At 44.0% G+C, this 14,264-nt stretch carries 11 protein-coding genes and 1 pseudogene; 4 read left to right on the top strand and 8 right to left on the bottom strand.

What is annotated here, in order from left to right; translation table 11 throughout:
- Positions 1-44: 44 nt before the first annotated feature.
- Both UQ64_RS32785 and UQ64_RS06425 read left to right on the top strand, forming a co-directional pair.
- Positions 45-1,234: pseudogene (locus UQ64_RS32785) on the top strand (PstS family phosphate ABC transporter substrate-binding protein).
- A 206-nt stretch (positions 1,235-1,440) separates the two neighbouring features.
- On the top strand, positions 1,441-2,937 hold the full coding sequence (locus UQ64_RS06425) for an N-acetylmuramoyl-L-alanine amidase family protein (RefSeq protein ID WP_060623245.1): 1,497 nt from the start codon (positions 1,441-1,443) through the stop codon (positions 2,935-2,937).
- A gap of 50 nt (positions 2,938-2,987) precedes the next feature.
- On the opposite strand, the gene UQ64_RS06420 is transcribed toward UQ64_RS06425, so the two are convergent.
- The 5 genes from UQ64_RS06420 to UQ64_RS06400 form a co-directional block, all read right to left on the bottom strand.
- Entirely contained in the window at positions 2,988-3,392 is a 405-nt protein-coding gene (locus UQ64_RS06420) for a VOC family protein (protein ID WP_060622651.1), read from the bottom strand.
- A 23-nt stretch (positions 3,393-3,415) separates the two neighbouring features.
- The gene (locus UQ64_RS06415) at positions 3,416-4,888 is read right to left on the bottom strand and encodes a carboxylesterase/lipase family protein (RefSeq protein WP_060622650.1); all 1,473 of its coding nucleotides are present in this window, start codon (positions 4,886-4,888) and stop codon (positions 3,416-3,418) included.
- A gap of 19 nt (positions 4,889-4,907) precedes the next feature.
- Positions 4,908-6,062 (bottom strand): AI-2E family transporter, encoded by a 1,155-nt coding sequence (locus tag UQ64_RS06410; protein ID WP_060622649.1) that lies wholly within the window; start codon positions 6,060-6,062, stop codon positions 4,908-4,910.
- A gap of 71 nt (positions 6,063-6,133) precedes the next feature.
- Positions 6,134-6,403 carry a GNAT family N-acetyltransferase gene (locus UQ64_RS06405; protein ID WP_209445725.1) on the bottom strand — a complete coding sequence of 90 codons (270 nt, stop codon included), beginning with the start codon at positions 6,401-6,403 and terminating at the stop codon, positions 6,134-6,136.
- Positions 6,404-6,644: 241 nt separating this feature from the next.
- Positions 6,645-7,004: a (2Fe-2S) ferredoxin domain-containing protein gene (locus UQ64_RS06400; protein ID WP_060622647.1), complete on the bottom strand. Its 360-nt coding sequence runs from the start codon at positions 7,002-7,004 to the stop codon at positions 6,645-6,647.
- Between the two features lie 232 nt (positions 7,005-7,236).
- Between UQ64_RS06400 and UQ64_RS06395 the strand changes: the two genes are divergently transcribed.
- Together UQ64_RS06395 and UQ64_RS06390 are read left to right on the top strand one after the other, a co-directional pair.
- Positions 7,237-8,823 (top strand): ABC transporter substrate-binding protein, encoded by a 1,587-nt coding sequence (locus UQ64_RS06395; protein WP_060622646.1) that lies wholly within the window; start codon positions 7,237-7,239, stop codon positions 8,821-8,823.
- A 103-nt stretch (positions 8,824-8,926) separates the two neighbouring features.
- Positions 8,927-9,952 (top strand): ABC transporter substrate-binding protein, encoded by a 1,026-nt coding sequence (locus UQ64_RS06390; RefSeq protein WP_342447575.1) that lies wholly within the window; start codon positions 8,927-8,929, stop codon positions 9,950-9,952.
- A 435-nt stretch (positions 9,953-10,387) separates the two neighbouring features.
- Here the strand turns inward: UQ64_RS06390 and UQ64_RS06385 are convergent, their stop codons facing one another.
- The 3 genes from UQ64_RS06385 to UQ64_RS06375 are packed head-to-tail and all read right to left on the bottom strand — an operon-like array spanning position 10,388 to position 14,264.
- Positions 10,388-11,428, bottom strand: a complete 1,041-nt coding sequence (locus UQ64_RS06385; RefSeq protein ID WP_060622645.1) for an NAD(P)/FAD-dependent oxidoreductase — start codon at positions 11,426-11,428, stop codon at positions 10,388-10,390.
- Between the two features lie 42 nt (positions 11,429-11,470).
- The gene (locus UQ64_RS06380) at positions 11,471-13,186 is read right to left on the bottom strand and encodes an ABC transporter ATP-binding protein (protein ID WP_060622644.1); all 1,716 of its coding nucleotides are present in this window, start codon (positions 13,184-13,186) and stop codon (positions 11,471-11,473) included.
- 43 nt (positions 13,187-13,229) lie between these two features.
- On the bottom strand, positions 13,230-14,264 hold the full coding sequence (locus UQ64_RS06375) for a FecCD family ABC transporter permease (RefSeq protein ID WP_060623243.1): 1,035 nt from the start codon (positions 14,262-14,264) through the stop codon (positions 13,230-13,232).

Genomic DNA, 14,264 nt, shown 5'->3' with positions numbered 1-14,264 from the left:
TGTTCATTTTTCCATAGTTTAGGAATTTTTCTGAGGAGGTTGTTATGAAAGAATCATTTTGGATGAAGGAGTCATTCTGGACGAAGTTATTGTTCTCCTTTTTTGCTGTCGGAGTAATAGCTTTTTTAGGATTCATAGGTTCGATAATTACTGCGCTTTACGGAGGCCTAATGTTTTATACTCCACTTCTGGCGATTTTATCTGTTGTGATAGCCATTTATGTTGTACTCCTTATATTTAATCTGTTGTCCCGAAGAACAAGCAATATTGTATTGTTATCCATCCTCGGACTTAGTGTGTTCGTAACCGCAGGATATGAGATCAAGCAAGCATATATCAACAGCATTGCCATAGTCGATGATCGAGAAGTTAATCTGGTACAATACGAACCTTTTGCTGAGAATACCAAAGCGGTGAATTTGGATAAACCTTCTACATATCGTATCGATAACGACTTACCAAAATTGGATGGCGCAACTGCACTTTACCCACTGTATTCAGCTTTCGTGCAATCTGCTTATCCTGCGGGCAGTTATAATCCATATGATTTTCAAACAAGTCAAGTAATTTGCAGTAGCACACCGGAAGCTTACAAAAGACTAATTGAAGGCGAGACGGATATTATTTTTGTCGCTGCTCCTTCTCTTGCCCAACAGAAACATGCGAAGCGAAAAGGTGTGGATCTGAAGCTCACCCCCATCGGCCGCGAGGCTTTCGTATTTTTTGTGAATAAACGAAACGAAGTAACTGGACTATCCACCCCCAGCTTAAAGAGATCTACGCAGGCAAGATCACCAATTGGAAAGATGTAGGCGGAGCTAATAACCGTATTCGCGCTTTTCAACGGCCAGAGGATAGTGGGAGCCAGACGATGCTGCAAAAGTTTATGGGAGACACTAGACTCATGACCCCACCTAAGGAAGACGTGGCGGATATTATGAGCGGAATCATTAAACAAACCTCCAGCTATCGCAATTATAAAAATGCACTCGGTTACAGCTTCTTATTTTACGCCTCAGAAATGAATCAAAGTGGGGAAATTGCCTTGCTGGCCATCGATGGTGTAAAACCGGACAAGGAGAGTATTCGCAGTGGACAGTACCCTTTGGCTACAGAATTTTATGCTGTGACTGCTGGAAGTAACAACCCCAATATTCAGCCCTTTCTAGATTGGATGCAATCTGCTCAGGGTCAGGAATTGGTAGAAAAAACGGGTTATACTTCTTTGAAATAAAATAATCCTAGGGAAAGAGAGCTAACCCAAATGTTTGGGAAAGCTCTTTTTCGCTTTTTCTACCGAATTTTTTCCTTTTTCATTCTAAAGGAGCGCAACTTTTGGAAACTATTGTCGTTTAAGATTTATATACGCTGAATCTGCATTAAAGGAAGAAAAAGTAAGAATTGCTAGAAACCAAGAAACGGGGATGGTAGGGATTGCAGATGAAGAAGTTTGGTTTTTTGGCGTTACTGCTGCTTTTGTTGGTGCTAGTTCATCCAGGAACTGGTTATGCCGGCTCTGCAGAGACACACATCAATCTAGACGGCAATGATCTTAAGATTTCAAAAGAAGCACAGGTTCAAATTGTAAATGGAAGCGTGATGGTTCCACTTCGCCTCATTACGGAACAGCTTGGTTACACTGTGAAATGGGATAATGTGACTAAGACTGCAACCATTGAGCAAAAAGGAACGACATTAAAGCTTATCGTGAATAATGCGATGGCAGAGGCTTCGGGGAAACAGGTAAAACTGGACAACCCTCCTTTTCTCAGTGGCAACACGACCCTCGTCCCTTTAAGATTCGTTGGAGAACAGACAGGAACTACTGTCGGTTGGGATAATGTGACGAAAACGGTATACTTAACTTCTCCAGTACCAGAGATTGGCGGAAGTGATCCAGAAATTACAGTTCCAGACACATCTATAACCGCACCCTCTGATAATGGATCTAATGGTAACACAGCAACCGATGGAAATTCCTCAACGGCTGCAGTTACAAATCTTAGCTTTGTTGATAACAAACTAATCGTTGCGGTGAACGGTAGTGTAACACCTAATGTATTCACCATGACAGATAAAGACCGAATTGTCGTAGATTTACCGAACACCAGCTTTGGAGACAGCTTTCATCAGAACCTTTCTGTCGGAAAGAACCAAAGTGGACAGTTGACGATTACCGAATATCCTAACGTCTCCACAATTCGTTATTCATTATTCAGTAGTTCACCATCTACGATCCGGATCGTTATTGATCTGAACAGCGCGAATAACTACAGTGTAACGAATGCTAACGATGGACTTATTATAGTGGATCTAAATGGGACAAGCACCACGCCTCCTGCAACCACTGTACCGGAAGTACCGGTCACCACTCCTCCACCTTCTACCGGCAACACAGATAAGAAGATAATCGTTATTGATGCAGGGCATGGTGGGAAAGATCCTGGAACTGGTAGTAACCGCAAAGAGAAGGATTTCACCTTGCCAATAGCACTGAAAATTGCAGAATTACTAAAGAAAGAGCCAAATATCGAGGTTGTGCTCACTCGAAGTGATGATACATACCCGACCCTACAGGACAGATCTAACCTCGCCAATAAGGTAAACGCAGATTTGTTCATCTCTGTTCATGCCAATAGTATCCCGGTGGGCAGTAAGAGCAATCCTAGTGGTACAGAGACCTATTACACACGTAAAGATAGTTTATTATTCGCGCAAACCGTTCATAAATATCTTACTGTTGCTACAGGTCTTCAGGATCGAGGGGTTCGTCAAGCGAATTATCATGTAACAAGAGAAACTAAAATGCCAGCCATTTTATTAGAATGTGGTTACTTAAGTAATACCAAAGACGAAGCATTACTCTTTACGGTGGATGTACAGAATAGAATAGCCGAAGCAGTAGTTCTAGGGATTAAGGAGTATTTAGGTCGATAGAAAAAAGGGGAGCTCATTAGCCATATTGGCTGAGAAGCTCCCCTTTCTGTTTATTCTTGTTTGTTATTCCAAACGCTCATTCGTTCTCTTAGATTGGAGGTATGCAGCTCTAGCTGTATCCCGTCTGGGTCTAGAAAGTTAACCGTCCAGCCTAGTCCCCGTTTAACAGGGCCTCTAATCAATCGTACTTCGTGGGCTTGCATTACCTGAACAGCTTCCTCGAAATGTTCTTCCGCTATGCTGAAGGCAATGTGATCTATCCCAATTACACTACCTATAGATTCAGTAAATTCAGGCTTTTCAATAAGGCAAATCCATGCGCTTCCCCATTCCAGATAGGCATCTGTATTCCCTTTGTGGATTAGCTGAAGACCCAGAATTCCTATATAGAAATCTAAAGAATTCGCTAGATTACTAACATTCACAGTTACATGATTAAACCCTTCTACCCGCATCAACGTTCAGCCTCTCAAGCTTTTTAAGCTAGCATAGTGGCAATTCTTTTGCGTTTCTCTGACTCAGGATCATAAACTACTTGCGTATCTTCATCAAAGATCAACGTAGCACGTTCTTCCAAGTTGTATCTTGGCCATAACACTTCAGTAGTAGCTGGATTTCCTCGATGAGCAAAAGCAATCCAGGCATCATGCATAACTTCTGCCAGCTTCTGCATATCCGGATGAATATCTGCCCTAAGATGTGTTAGATGAGAGAGATTATTAAAAACATAGACAATCTCAGCACTATGCACAGCTTTGTTTAACATCGGATGACCTGGGATCGTCCCGTCAAAACGGTACATCCATACAGGTGCATAATTCAATTGACTTTCCGCCAAGGTGACCGACGTTCCCCAGAAATATAGATCTGTTAGAATCTCGGCTTGCCCCTCCCAGGTGGAAGAATAGTGGCTGGCAATCTCCTTCAGACTTCCTGTCCCCATCATCTGCTCCAGCGCCTTAAGGGATTCGTCAAAATCTGCCTCTGGTGCTTCTGCCCTGAAGAACAAGTTGCCTTCATCACGATTGGTTCCAATCAGCAATGGAATATCACATGCCACTCCATCTTTCACAGCCTGTGCTGGTTCTACGGGAATCGTATTCCCGTCAACGACCGGCTGAAATAACATGCCGATTGAACCTCCAGTTAATTTCTTTGTCATTCGTGCGGCTGCTTCAATAATTTGTTCAGAGGAAAAGGTATGAAGAAGGCTGGTATCTCCATCTGGAGCAATCCCTAATTCAGCTAGCAGAGCTGCCGCAATGTACTTTCCCTGCTCTGAGGGAAGCGTCTGAGCCGCCCCACTTTGCATGATCGCACGTGCGAACAATCCCTTTGCTGCTGGCATCGCCAAAAGAGCTGCGATACTCATACTCCCTGCGGACTCTCCTAATACGGTTACTCGCTGCGGGTCCCCTCCAAAAGCAGCAATATTCAGCTTTACCCATTCTAATGCAGCGATTTGGTCCAATAAACCCTGGTTAGAAGCAAATTCTTGACCAAAAGGAGACATATGCATGAATCCAAACGGACCCAGCCGATAGTTGATTGTCACTAAGATAACTTTGCCGTGCTCAGCAAAGCTTGTGCCGTCAAATTGCGGCTGACTTCCAGCCCCGGTCACAAACGTACCACCGTGAATCCAGACCATAACAGGCAGCGGCTCATCATAAGCCGCTGGTGTCCAAATATTTAGATACAAGCAATCCTCTGAATGAAGCGGTGTCTTGACACCAAATCGAGTCCCTCTCGTATCCGCTGGCTGATGGCTAACTGGACCAAATTCAAAAGCATCTCTAATTCCGCTCCAAGCTTCTGGTGGCTGCGGCGCACGAAATCGAAGCTCTCCAACTGGCGGAGCGGCAAAAGGGATTCCACGCCAAACGTTCACGCGACCCTCCCCTCGTCCTTGAAGCTTACCGTAAGAGGTAACCGCTATCGGTCCTACCATTACATTTCACCCTTCCACACTATTCCTTATTCTCTTCAATCTGCTTATACAATCCGGACTGGAACCGGAACCATTGAAAAATATGTGTAAATACGACCTTGAGTACCGCGTAACCAGGAACTGCAAGAATAATACCAAGAACGCCGAACATTTTACCTGCAAAAATAATCACAAAAATGATAGTGATCGGATGAATCTTCAGCGACTTGCCCATAATCTGTGGAGAGATAAACTTCCCTTCAATCAGCTGTACAGCCGTCCAGACGATGATCATCTTTAGCAGCATAAATGGTGAAGTGACCATGGCCACAATTAAGGCTGGTGTAATAGCAATTGCCGGACCCAAATAGGGAACAACTGCTGTACAAGCAGCGGCAATGGCAAGGACAAGTGAATACTCTAGACCAATAATCAAATAGCCAATATAGAGCAGCGCACCAATGCAGCAGCTTACTATAATTTGTCCTCGAATATAGGAAGATACCTGGGCGTTCATTTCCGACATTACCATCCGAGTCTGCGGCTGCAGCGCGGTAGGTACAAATTTCAAAATGTAATCTGGCAATCTTTTTCCATCACGAAGCAAGTAGAATAGAATAAACGGTGTCGTCACCACCGCCAGCACAATCTCCGTAACGGCTCCGACGAAGCTCCCTACGCCTGTTAGCGCATTATTCAGAAAAGAAGTGCCCCAAGCCGTAATTTTACTGGTAATTTCACTTAGGTTGGTTCCTATACTATCTTGAACTTGACCAAAGAATTCACTACCCGTCAGATTCATAAATCGTTCCTGGATCAAGTCACTATACCTTGGAAATTCGTCAATCAAACCAGATAATTGCGTTCGAAGAATCGGAATCACCATCACCAGAATCAACGTAATAATACCCGCAATTAACAGATAAAGAATGATGATTGCATACACACGTTTCATCCTGAATCTTTTTCCCATTAGGTCTACTAGCGGATTCAGCAAGTAATAAGCGATACCCGACAGTAACAATGGTGCAGCTATTGTGTGCAGCAATACAGATAAAGGCGTAAAAATAAACGGTATCTTTGAGAACACCAGGATAGTTACCCCAGTTAACAATAAAATAAGTAAGGTTACCACAAATTTATTGTTCAGAAAAAACTTTTTAAACTTCCCCGGCCACACCTGTAGCCTCTCCATTGAACCCTCTCCCCCATGCGCCACCTTATATGAAGTGTTATTTTATTCACTTTTTAATAGCATAGTCAACGTTAGGGGCGCAAGTCAAATTTGATATCCGCAATTCTGCCCGCATCCAGAAAACCAATCGATTGATATACTTTGTTGGAAACCGGGTTTTTGGCATCCGCAAACCTGCCTGAGCTAGCAGCTTCTTTGGCCACTGGCAGCATCGTTTCAGGTTGAACAGGTCTGCCAAAAGCATCCTCTGAGAAGCCTGCCATGAATTCTGCAATTATAGTAATATAATCTTCAGTCGCAAGCCTTAAGTATCCTCCAACATTTACGGGCTTCTTTACCACTGGACAGTGATAAGCCTCAAGCATCATATATGTATGAGAAATTTTCTCATGAAATTCACAAAAAGATTCCGCAAACAACTACTTCCCCTAAATCTTCCTTTCATTCAATCATAATCCTCTGCTCAACAAAAAGAAACGACGTTGCCATCTTGAAAAGACAAAAAAATACCGCCACCTTTGACGGTATTTCAATCTATTCCACTATGAATTCCCCTTGCTGTGAAGCTTCGTTAGTGGAAAGCTATTTTTTCTTCTTCCCTTTAGCTCCTTTGTCATCTGCAGCAATCAACTGACCATCATATGTATACAGCAGATGATCTTCAAGTTTCTCGCCTTGTAAATGCTTCCGTACTAGCGATTTTGCTAATTTAGGTGTGATCTCTTTATACCACACGCCTTCAGGGTATGCGATCACGACGCAGGAATCTGAACATCTACCATTGCAACGGGTTACAGTCGTATGAATAAGACTCTGTGCACCTTGCTTCTCAATCTCATCTTCTATCGCTTCAGCTACCTCTTCACCTTTGTGTTTCTTGCAGCTGCTTCCATTACATATCAACAAATGACTTACGGTTCCTTGTAAATTCCAAGTTGTCATGTAATCCCCATTCCTTTCATGCCTAAAATATCCCCACAAAGTGGGGCTTTGCTTCGATCCGTACTCAGGTACTTTGCGGGGGCCCCCAATATATACTTTCTAATTCGTTAGCAATATTCGGTTAGCGGATTATTCTAAACACTATCATAAGCGCCATTATAGTCAATAGAAAGAAAGACTGGTATAATATAATTGAGAATGATTATCACTGAAAAAGGGAGCGATTTTTAACATGCCCATCCAATCCGGCGGGATGCCACATCATTCCCATCCTTTTTATATGCCTGTTATGATCAGTAGCCTAACAAGTCTTTCCCACTACGCAACCGATAGCATCCCAGCAACGAATTCCAGTATTATGATTGTCTGGGAAGGTAAAGGTCAGCTTACGATAGATGGCGAGCTTTATAGCCTTAAATCCGGAAGTATCATTACCTTTGACGTAGCTTCGGATTTAAAGCTGGAAACTGAGCTACAGTTACAGGGGGTATGGATAGAATACGCCACTATGTCCAAAAGAAAACAAGAGGACTTTTTTCTAAATGGCAGCTCCTCTTTACACCACGCTACCACACAATTGATGACACTGTCCGGTGAGCTTTACAGTGCTTGGATAAATCCAGATAATCGGAAACCTTTTAAGGTCCAGCAACTATTCGCTCAATTCATCGTGGATCTTCATCATGAACTGGCAACAGCTAAGGAGACATCAGGAAGCTGGCTTGAATATGTGTTTGAATACATAGAAGCTCATTACAACGAAGATATCACTCGGGAGCAGATGGCTAAGTTAGCTAGGGTAAGCCCTGAACACTTCTCACGTACCTTCCGTAAAATCATGGGTCAAACTTTCAGCGCTTATATTACATTATTAAGAATCCGCAGAGCACAGCAACGAATCCTCACCAGTTCGCCCAATCTAACAACTCTGGCGCACGAGGTTGGTTATGAAGAAGGGACTTATCTGAGCCGTAAATTCAAACAGCTTGTCGGTCTTTCACCCACGGCCTATCAGAACAAGAACAAAAAAATTGTAGCCTTGAACTACAATCATACGGCTATCCTACGGGTACTGGAAATTATGCCTCAACTCGGCGTTTATTCCGATTGGCAGCGGAGCTTGGAGCAAGTGCCAGCCTCCAAAGTACTAACGATGAGCGAAGGTAACTCTTCCCTCCTATTTGATTCGATAGCTTCAGCAGAGCCAGATGTCATTATCGGCTACAATATTCCTGAGAATAAAATCCTGACTCCAGTTGCTCCGGTCATTGAACTCCCCTTTATGCAAATGAGCTGGCGAGAGCAATTTGGTTTGATCGCTCATGTAGTCAATCGGCGACAGCGAGCAGAAGAATGGTTAAGTCATTATGATAGGCTCTGCCATGTTGCCAACAAGCAATTGAATCATTCGATAGGTTCAGAAAGAGGAACGGCTATCGTTTGGGAGCTTAGTTCCCGAGCAGCGTATTGCTTCAGTAGCAGTTACGGTAGGGGTTGCCAGATTTTGTACGGAGATCTTGGATTCAAGCCACCATCTATCATTATGGAGAACGGAATAATGGATTCCGGGTATCTAGTCTCATCTATTGAGGAAATCGGATCCTATCCTGCAGACTATATTATTATCACTAGCATCCCATCATCTTCTGAGGGAAGACAACGCCTCTCTCGCCTTCTGCGTTCTCGTGATTGGAAGCAGTTAGATGCAGTCCGTAACAACCGGGTGTATGTCCTGAACAAGGGTGACATGTTCTATGGATTTGATCCATTGTCTTCTCAAGCACAGCTTCAAGAATTGCTTCGTGTGATGACATCATAAATATGCACAAGCAAAGATCATATTCGTCCATAGTAAATAACCATAGAAGATTGTAAAGTTCTTATTGAGAATGATAATCAATTACCATAGGAGGAACAACAAATTGCATAATCTACACAAGAATACTTCGAAACAGAAACATTGGCTTCTATTTCCCCTCATGCTGACGTTAATTCTAATCATTTCAGCTTGTGGAAATTCCAATACTACGGTGGAGAATACAGGTAGTACCAGTACCAACAATACAACAGCAGCAACCCAAACACCAAGCGAAACTAGTCAAGAAGCAGAAAGTGCTGAAACCCCTACTGTCAAGACAGTAAGTACCGTAAAAGGTGATGTTGAAATCCCTGTTCATCCTAAACGAATTGTCGCTGAGGAATACTTGGGAAGTCTAATAGCACTTGATACCATCCCGGTCGGAGCTCCAGGTTTGACCCTAGAAAATATGTATTATAAGGAGGCTCTTACCGGTGTTACAGACACAGGAGCGTACGGTAAAATGTCACCTGAAAAAATCATCGCATTAAATCCTGACTTGATTATTTCGGGACAAGCAGAAAGCTACGAAACACTTAGCAAAATTGCTCCTACCATCATTGTCCCTTACGGGGATCTAAAAGATGCTCATGCAGAATTAACCTATTTCGGAGAACTCCTTGGAAAGGAACAAGAAGCAAAGAATTGGCTTGCAGATTATGATAAACGGATAGCCGAAGCTAAAGCAAAAGTAGACAAGGTCCTGCCGACAGATGCAACCTTCTCCATCATGGAAGATGGTGGTAAATCCATCTGGGTCTATGGCGATAACTTTGGCAGAGGTGGACAACCCATCTATCAGGCACTAGGTCGTAAGCCTCCTACAGCTGTAGCAGCTGAGATTATGGAGAAGCAATGGGCGGAAATTTCTAAAGAAGCGCTCGCTAAGTATGCCGGAGATTATATTATCTTAACCTCCAATAACCTTACAGAAGCGGATTACAACGCAGATTCATTCTGGGGTAACCTTCCTGCTGTCAAAGATGGACACCTCTATGTATGGAAAGAAGAACGTTCCTGGTACTATGACCCTATCGCGGTATTAACCCAGACCGAAGAGCTTGCCGATTGGCTAATAAATAATAAATAATGCATAAATAAAAAGGGATGTCCAAAGCCATAGAGGCTCAGCGGACATCCCTTTATTGCTGTGCATCAATCCTACTACAAAGATAACTTATAAGCATGTAAAGGTGTTTCTGAAATATGAACTATCCATAATGTCTGCTTTTTCAGCCTCTACAACCCGCAAATGTAGCTGGTACAGCAAGGATTGAATTCTATCTGCCTGTGTGGCGCATCAATTTGATAAGTCGTACCTGCAACTAGAAAAAGAATTTCACCTGTTTTAAGAGCTACTATTATTATTAGATAGCTTCATTCCTGCTCCCTTCCAGACTGCTAGGCTCTAAAACCTATGAAATATAAAACAAGCGCATAAGGTTTCTCTCCGCTCGAAATGGATAAGATACCTTACACGCTTAATATAAAAATTCAGATTCTATGGTTTGAGAAACCTTTATCCTTAATGGTCGTCAACGACTCCAAGTGCTTTATTCTTCTCCTTGAACCGTTCATTATGAGAAGATACATAAGCGACTTTTGTCGCGGTTGGGTCTATGTACAGCTTAGCGCTATTAAGCGCTAGAACTGCATCCGTGAAAGCACCAGCAATTAAACGTACCTTACTCGTATAATCCACAAAGTCACCAGCTGCAAATATGCCTGGAAGATTGGTCTCCAGCTTATCAGATACATTCGCACACCAATCGCCCATATCTATGCCCCACTCTTTTAACGGTCCAAAATCGCTCTTAAGACCATGGTTTACGATAACTGCATCCACTTCAAATTGCTCTGTTTCACCTGTTTCTATGTGGTTAATCGTCACCTGATCTATCGTTTCCCCATTACTGCTGTGTAATTGGCTTACTGCATAGGGCACGCGGACATTGACTGAGGATTCCTTCATCCGCACAATATTTTTCTCATGACCACCAAACTTTTCACGGCGATGTACAATCGTTACACTTGCTGCGATGGACTCCAGTTCATTCGCCCAATCTACTGCGGAGTCGCCTCCACCGGAGATTAGTACTCTTTTGCCCCGGAATGGCTCCAGCTCCTGAACGGTATAATGAAGATTCGTCACCTCATAGCGATCCGCACCTTCAATTTCGAGCTTAGCCATCTGTAGAATTCCGTAGCCAATTGCCAAAATGACGGTTCGTGTCCAGTGTTGTTCCCCAGTTGACGAGGTTAAGATATACGTCCCATCTTCCTGTCTCTCTTGATTCATGATTTGCTGTCCCAGCACAATGGTTGGTTCAAAGGTCTGCGCCTGCTCCTTGAGCTGACCGATCAGCTGATGACAGAGAGTCGGCGTTACGCCGCCTACGTCCCAGATCATTTTTTCAGGATAAATAAGCATTCTTCCTCCGAGCTCATCCTTCGCTTCGATCAACTTCGTCTTGAGGTCTCTCATTCCACTATAAAAAGCTGTATACATCCCAGCAGGTCCGCCGCCAATAATAGTTACATCGTATAATTCCAGTTGATTGTTCATTATGTCCCTCCAAAGGTATATTCTATTTATGTCCTGAGCTTCTTACGCCCCAAACTGAGCTTCATGCAGTCGACTGTAAATTCCGGTTGTCTGTAGCAGTTCTTCATGTCTACCTTGTTCAGCGATACCGCCTTCCGCAACGACAACGATACGGTCGGCATTCTTGATCGTTGCCAATCGATGAGCAATGACAAGCGTTGTACGCCCTTGTGACAACTCTGCAAGTGCCTCCTGAATAGCGGACTCCGTCTCGGTATCCAGCGCCGATGTGGCTTCGTCCAGAATGAGAATCGTTGGATTCTTCAGGAACATCCGGGCAATGGATAGCCGCTGCTTCTGACCTCCGGAGAGCTTAACGCCCCGCTCCCCGATCATAGTGTCTAACCCAGCAGGCTGGGATTTGATCAGCTCTTCCAGTTGAGCGCGCCGTGCTGCCTCCCAGATTTCTTCATCGGAGGCTCCCAACCGCCCGTAAGCGATATTCTCACGGATGGTTCCGTCAAACAGAAATACATCTTGCTGTACAATCCCGATATGGGAACGAAGAGACTCCAGTGTCATGGAGCGAATATCCATTCCATCAATGGTAATGCTACCTCCAGTTACATCATAGAAACGAGGCAGTAGACTACAAAGCGTTGTCTTACCCGCACCAGATGGACCGACCAGAGCAACAGTCTCTCCTGCTGGAATCGATAGATTCACATTGCGGAGAACCTTTTCTTTATCGCTGTAGGCGAAAGCCACATCATGAAAGGTTATATTCCCCGTAAGATCATGAACTGGCTTGGCGTCTTTAGCATCAGCGACATCCGGCTCCATCTCCAGCAGTTCGAGATAACGCTTGAAGCCTGCAATACCTTTTGGATACGTCTCAATGACCGAGTTGATCTGTTGCAATGGTCCTAAGAACACATTGGACAACATCACGAAGGCAATGAATTCACCGTAAGTCATTTGCTTCTGAATCACAAAATATGTTCCACACAGTAGAACGAATAAAGAGACTAGTTTCATTAAAACAAAACTAAAAGATGAGTTCCATGCCATAATCCGATAGGTCATCAGCTTCGTAATACGGAAGCGCTCATTATTCACCGCAAAGCGGGAGATTTCATGGTTCTCGTTAGCAAAAGCTTGCACAACGCGGATCCCGCTCACATTATTCTCCACACGTGCGTTATAATCGGCAATGTCCGCGAACATGATGTGAAAGGCTTTAGACATTTTCCGGCTGAAGTACATAGATAAATAAATCATAAGCGGAACGATCACAAACGTCAGGATAGCTAATTGCCAATTGATACTGAGCATAATGCCGAACACACCGAGCAGCGTCATTACTGCTATAAAGAGATCCTCTGGCCCGTGGTGGGCAATCTCACCGATGTCCATCAAATCATTTGTCATCCGGGACACTAGATGGCCGGTCTTATTGTTGTCAAAGAAATTGAAAGATAACTTTTGAACTCGGTCAAACAGTTTTTTTCTCATATCCGACTCGATATTAATCCCCAGCTTATGCCCCCAATAAGTGACGACAAAATGCATAAAGGCGCTGACAATATAGATCCCCAGCAAGCCGAGGCAGGAATAGAGTATCCATTTCCAATTGCCTGTTGGCAGCAGGTCATCTACTACCCGGTTAACGGCTAATGGAAAGACTAGTTCTAGTAGTGCAGCAGCAATAGCACAAGAAAAATCAAGAATAAACAATCCCTTATAGGGCCTATAGTAAGCAAAAAAACGACGCAACATATTAATAACTCGCTCCTTCTGGTGAGAGATCAGCCTACTTTCATCAAGATTTCGTACGGGCTAACAAATACAAAAAGTATGGTGCTCCAATGACAGCTACAACGATACCCGTAGGAATCTCAGACGGCTGAAGGATCCAGCGTCCAATGGTATCCGCTGTAATAACGAGCAGTGACCCAAGCAGTGCCGAGGTTGGTAGCATAAGCTGATGTTTCGGTCCAACTAGCCGTCTCGCCAAATGGGGTCCAACCAATCCCACAAAACCAATCCCACCGCTGACAGCGACACTCGCCGCTGCTAACCCTACCGCAGCCGCAAGAAGCCGAAATTGTTCCTTCGTTACTGCAGCACCAAGTCCCACAGCGGTCTGCTCCCCTAGATTCAGTACGTTCATCACCCTTGCCTTATAGATGACATAAGGCACCAGGATAAGAATCCACGGTAGGAGAGACAGTACAAACTTCCAGCTTGTTCCCCAAATGCTGCCTGCCAGCCAAGTAGCGACGAATTGGTATTTTTCTGGATCAAGCCTTAGCGTAAGCACGATCATAGCTGCACTCATCCCAGCTGCCACAGCGACACCAGTCAACAGTAGGCGCATAGGCGATATTCCTTGGTGGCGCTTATAAGCTAGAGCATAGATTAAGGCCGCTGTTACCCCCGCACCGACGAACGCTACCATTGGCAGCAGATACACTGGAGCCGCGGTTGCCGTAGGGTAAAAAGAAATTAACAGCATAACCATGATTCCTGCACCAGCATTAATCCCTAAGATACCAGGGTCCGCCAAAGCATTACGAAAGACGCCCTGCATCACAGCACCGGATACAGCCAGACCTGCCCCAATTAGAACGGAGATCACAATACGTGGCAGCCGAAATTGAAACAAGATTAACTCCTGCTTAGCGGTTCCTTTACCGAACAATGTATTAATCAACTCCATAGGAGTCAAACGTATGTAACCTGTATTCATACTAATAATAAAAGCAATCACAATTAGAACAGCCAACGAAATCATTATAATTAAGCCCCGTTTGTTTTTGGCGGCTTCGACGGTACCGAATGTAGTCTTTTCCAT

The organism is Paenibacillus etheri, assembly GCF_001012825.1.
In the GTDB taxonomy this organism is placed as follows: domain Bacteria; phylum Bacillota; class Bacilli; order Paenibacillales; family Paenibacillaceae; genus Paenibacillus_AQ; species Paenibacillus_AQ etheri.
The sequence above is the reverse complement of the archived record's forward strand: the minus strand, read 5'-3'. Positions and strand labels throughout refer to the sequence as shown.

Bases quoted from the DNA above. Each gene is read 5' to 3' on its own strand.
- UQ64_RS06425 (WP_060623245.1), top strand. From the start codon at position 1,441: ATGAAGAAGTTTGGTTTTTTGGCGTTACTGCTGCTTTTGTTGGTGCTA.
- UQ64_RS06420 (WP_060622651.1), bottom strand. From the start codon at position 3,392: ATGCGGGTAGAAGGGTTTAATCATGTAACTGTGAATGTTAGTAATCTA.
- UQ64_RS06415 (WP_060622650.1), bottom strand. From the start codon at position 4,888: ATGGTAGGACCGATAGCGGTTACCTCTTACGGTAAGCTTCAAGGACGA.
- UQ64_RS06410 (WP_060622649.1), bottom strand. From the start codon at position 6,062: ATGGAGAGGCTACAGGTGTGGCCGGGGAAGTTTAAAAAGTTTTTTCTG.
- UQ64_RS06400 (WP_060622647.1), bottom strand. From the start codon at position 7,004: ATGACAACTTGGAATTTACAAGGAACCGTAAGTCATTTGTTGATATGT.
- UQ64_RS06395 (WP_060622646.1), top strand. From the start codon at position 7,237: ATGCCCATCCAATCCGGCGGGATGCCACATCATTCCCATCCTTTTTAT.
- UQ64_RS06385 (WP_060622645.1), bottom strand. From the start codon at position 11,428: ATGAACAATCAACTGGAATTATACGATGTAACTATTATTGGCGGCGGA.
- UQ64_RS06380 (WP_060622644.1), bottom strand. From the start codon at position 13,186: ATGTTGCGTCGTTTTTTTGCTTACTATAGGCCCTATAAGGGATTGTTT.
- UQ64_RS06375 (WP_060623243.1), bottom strand. From the start codon at position 14,264: ATGGAAAAGACTACATTCGGTACCGTCGAAGCCGCCAAAAACAAACGG.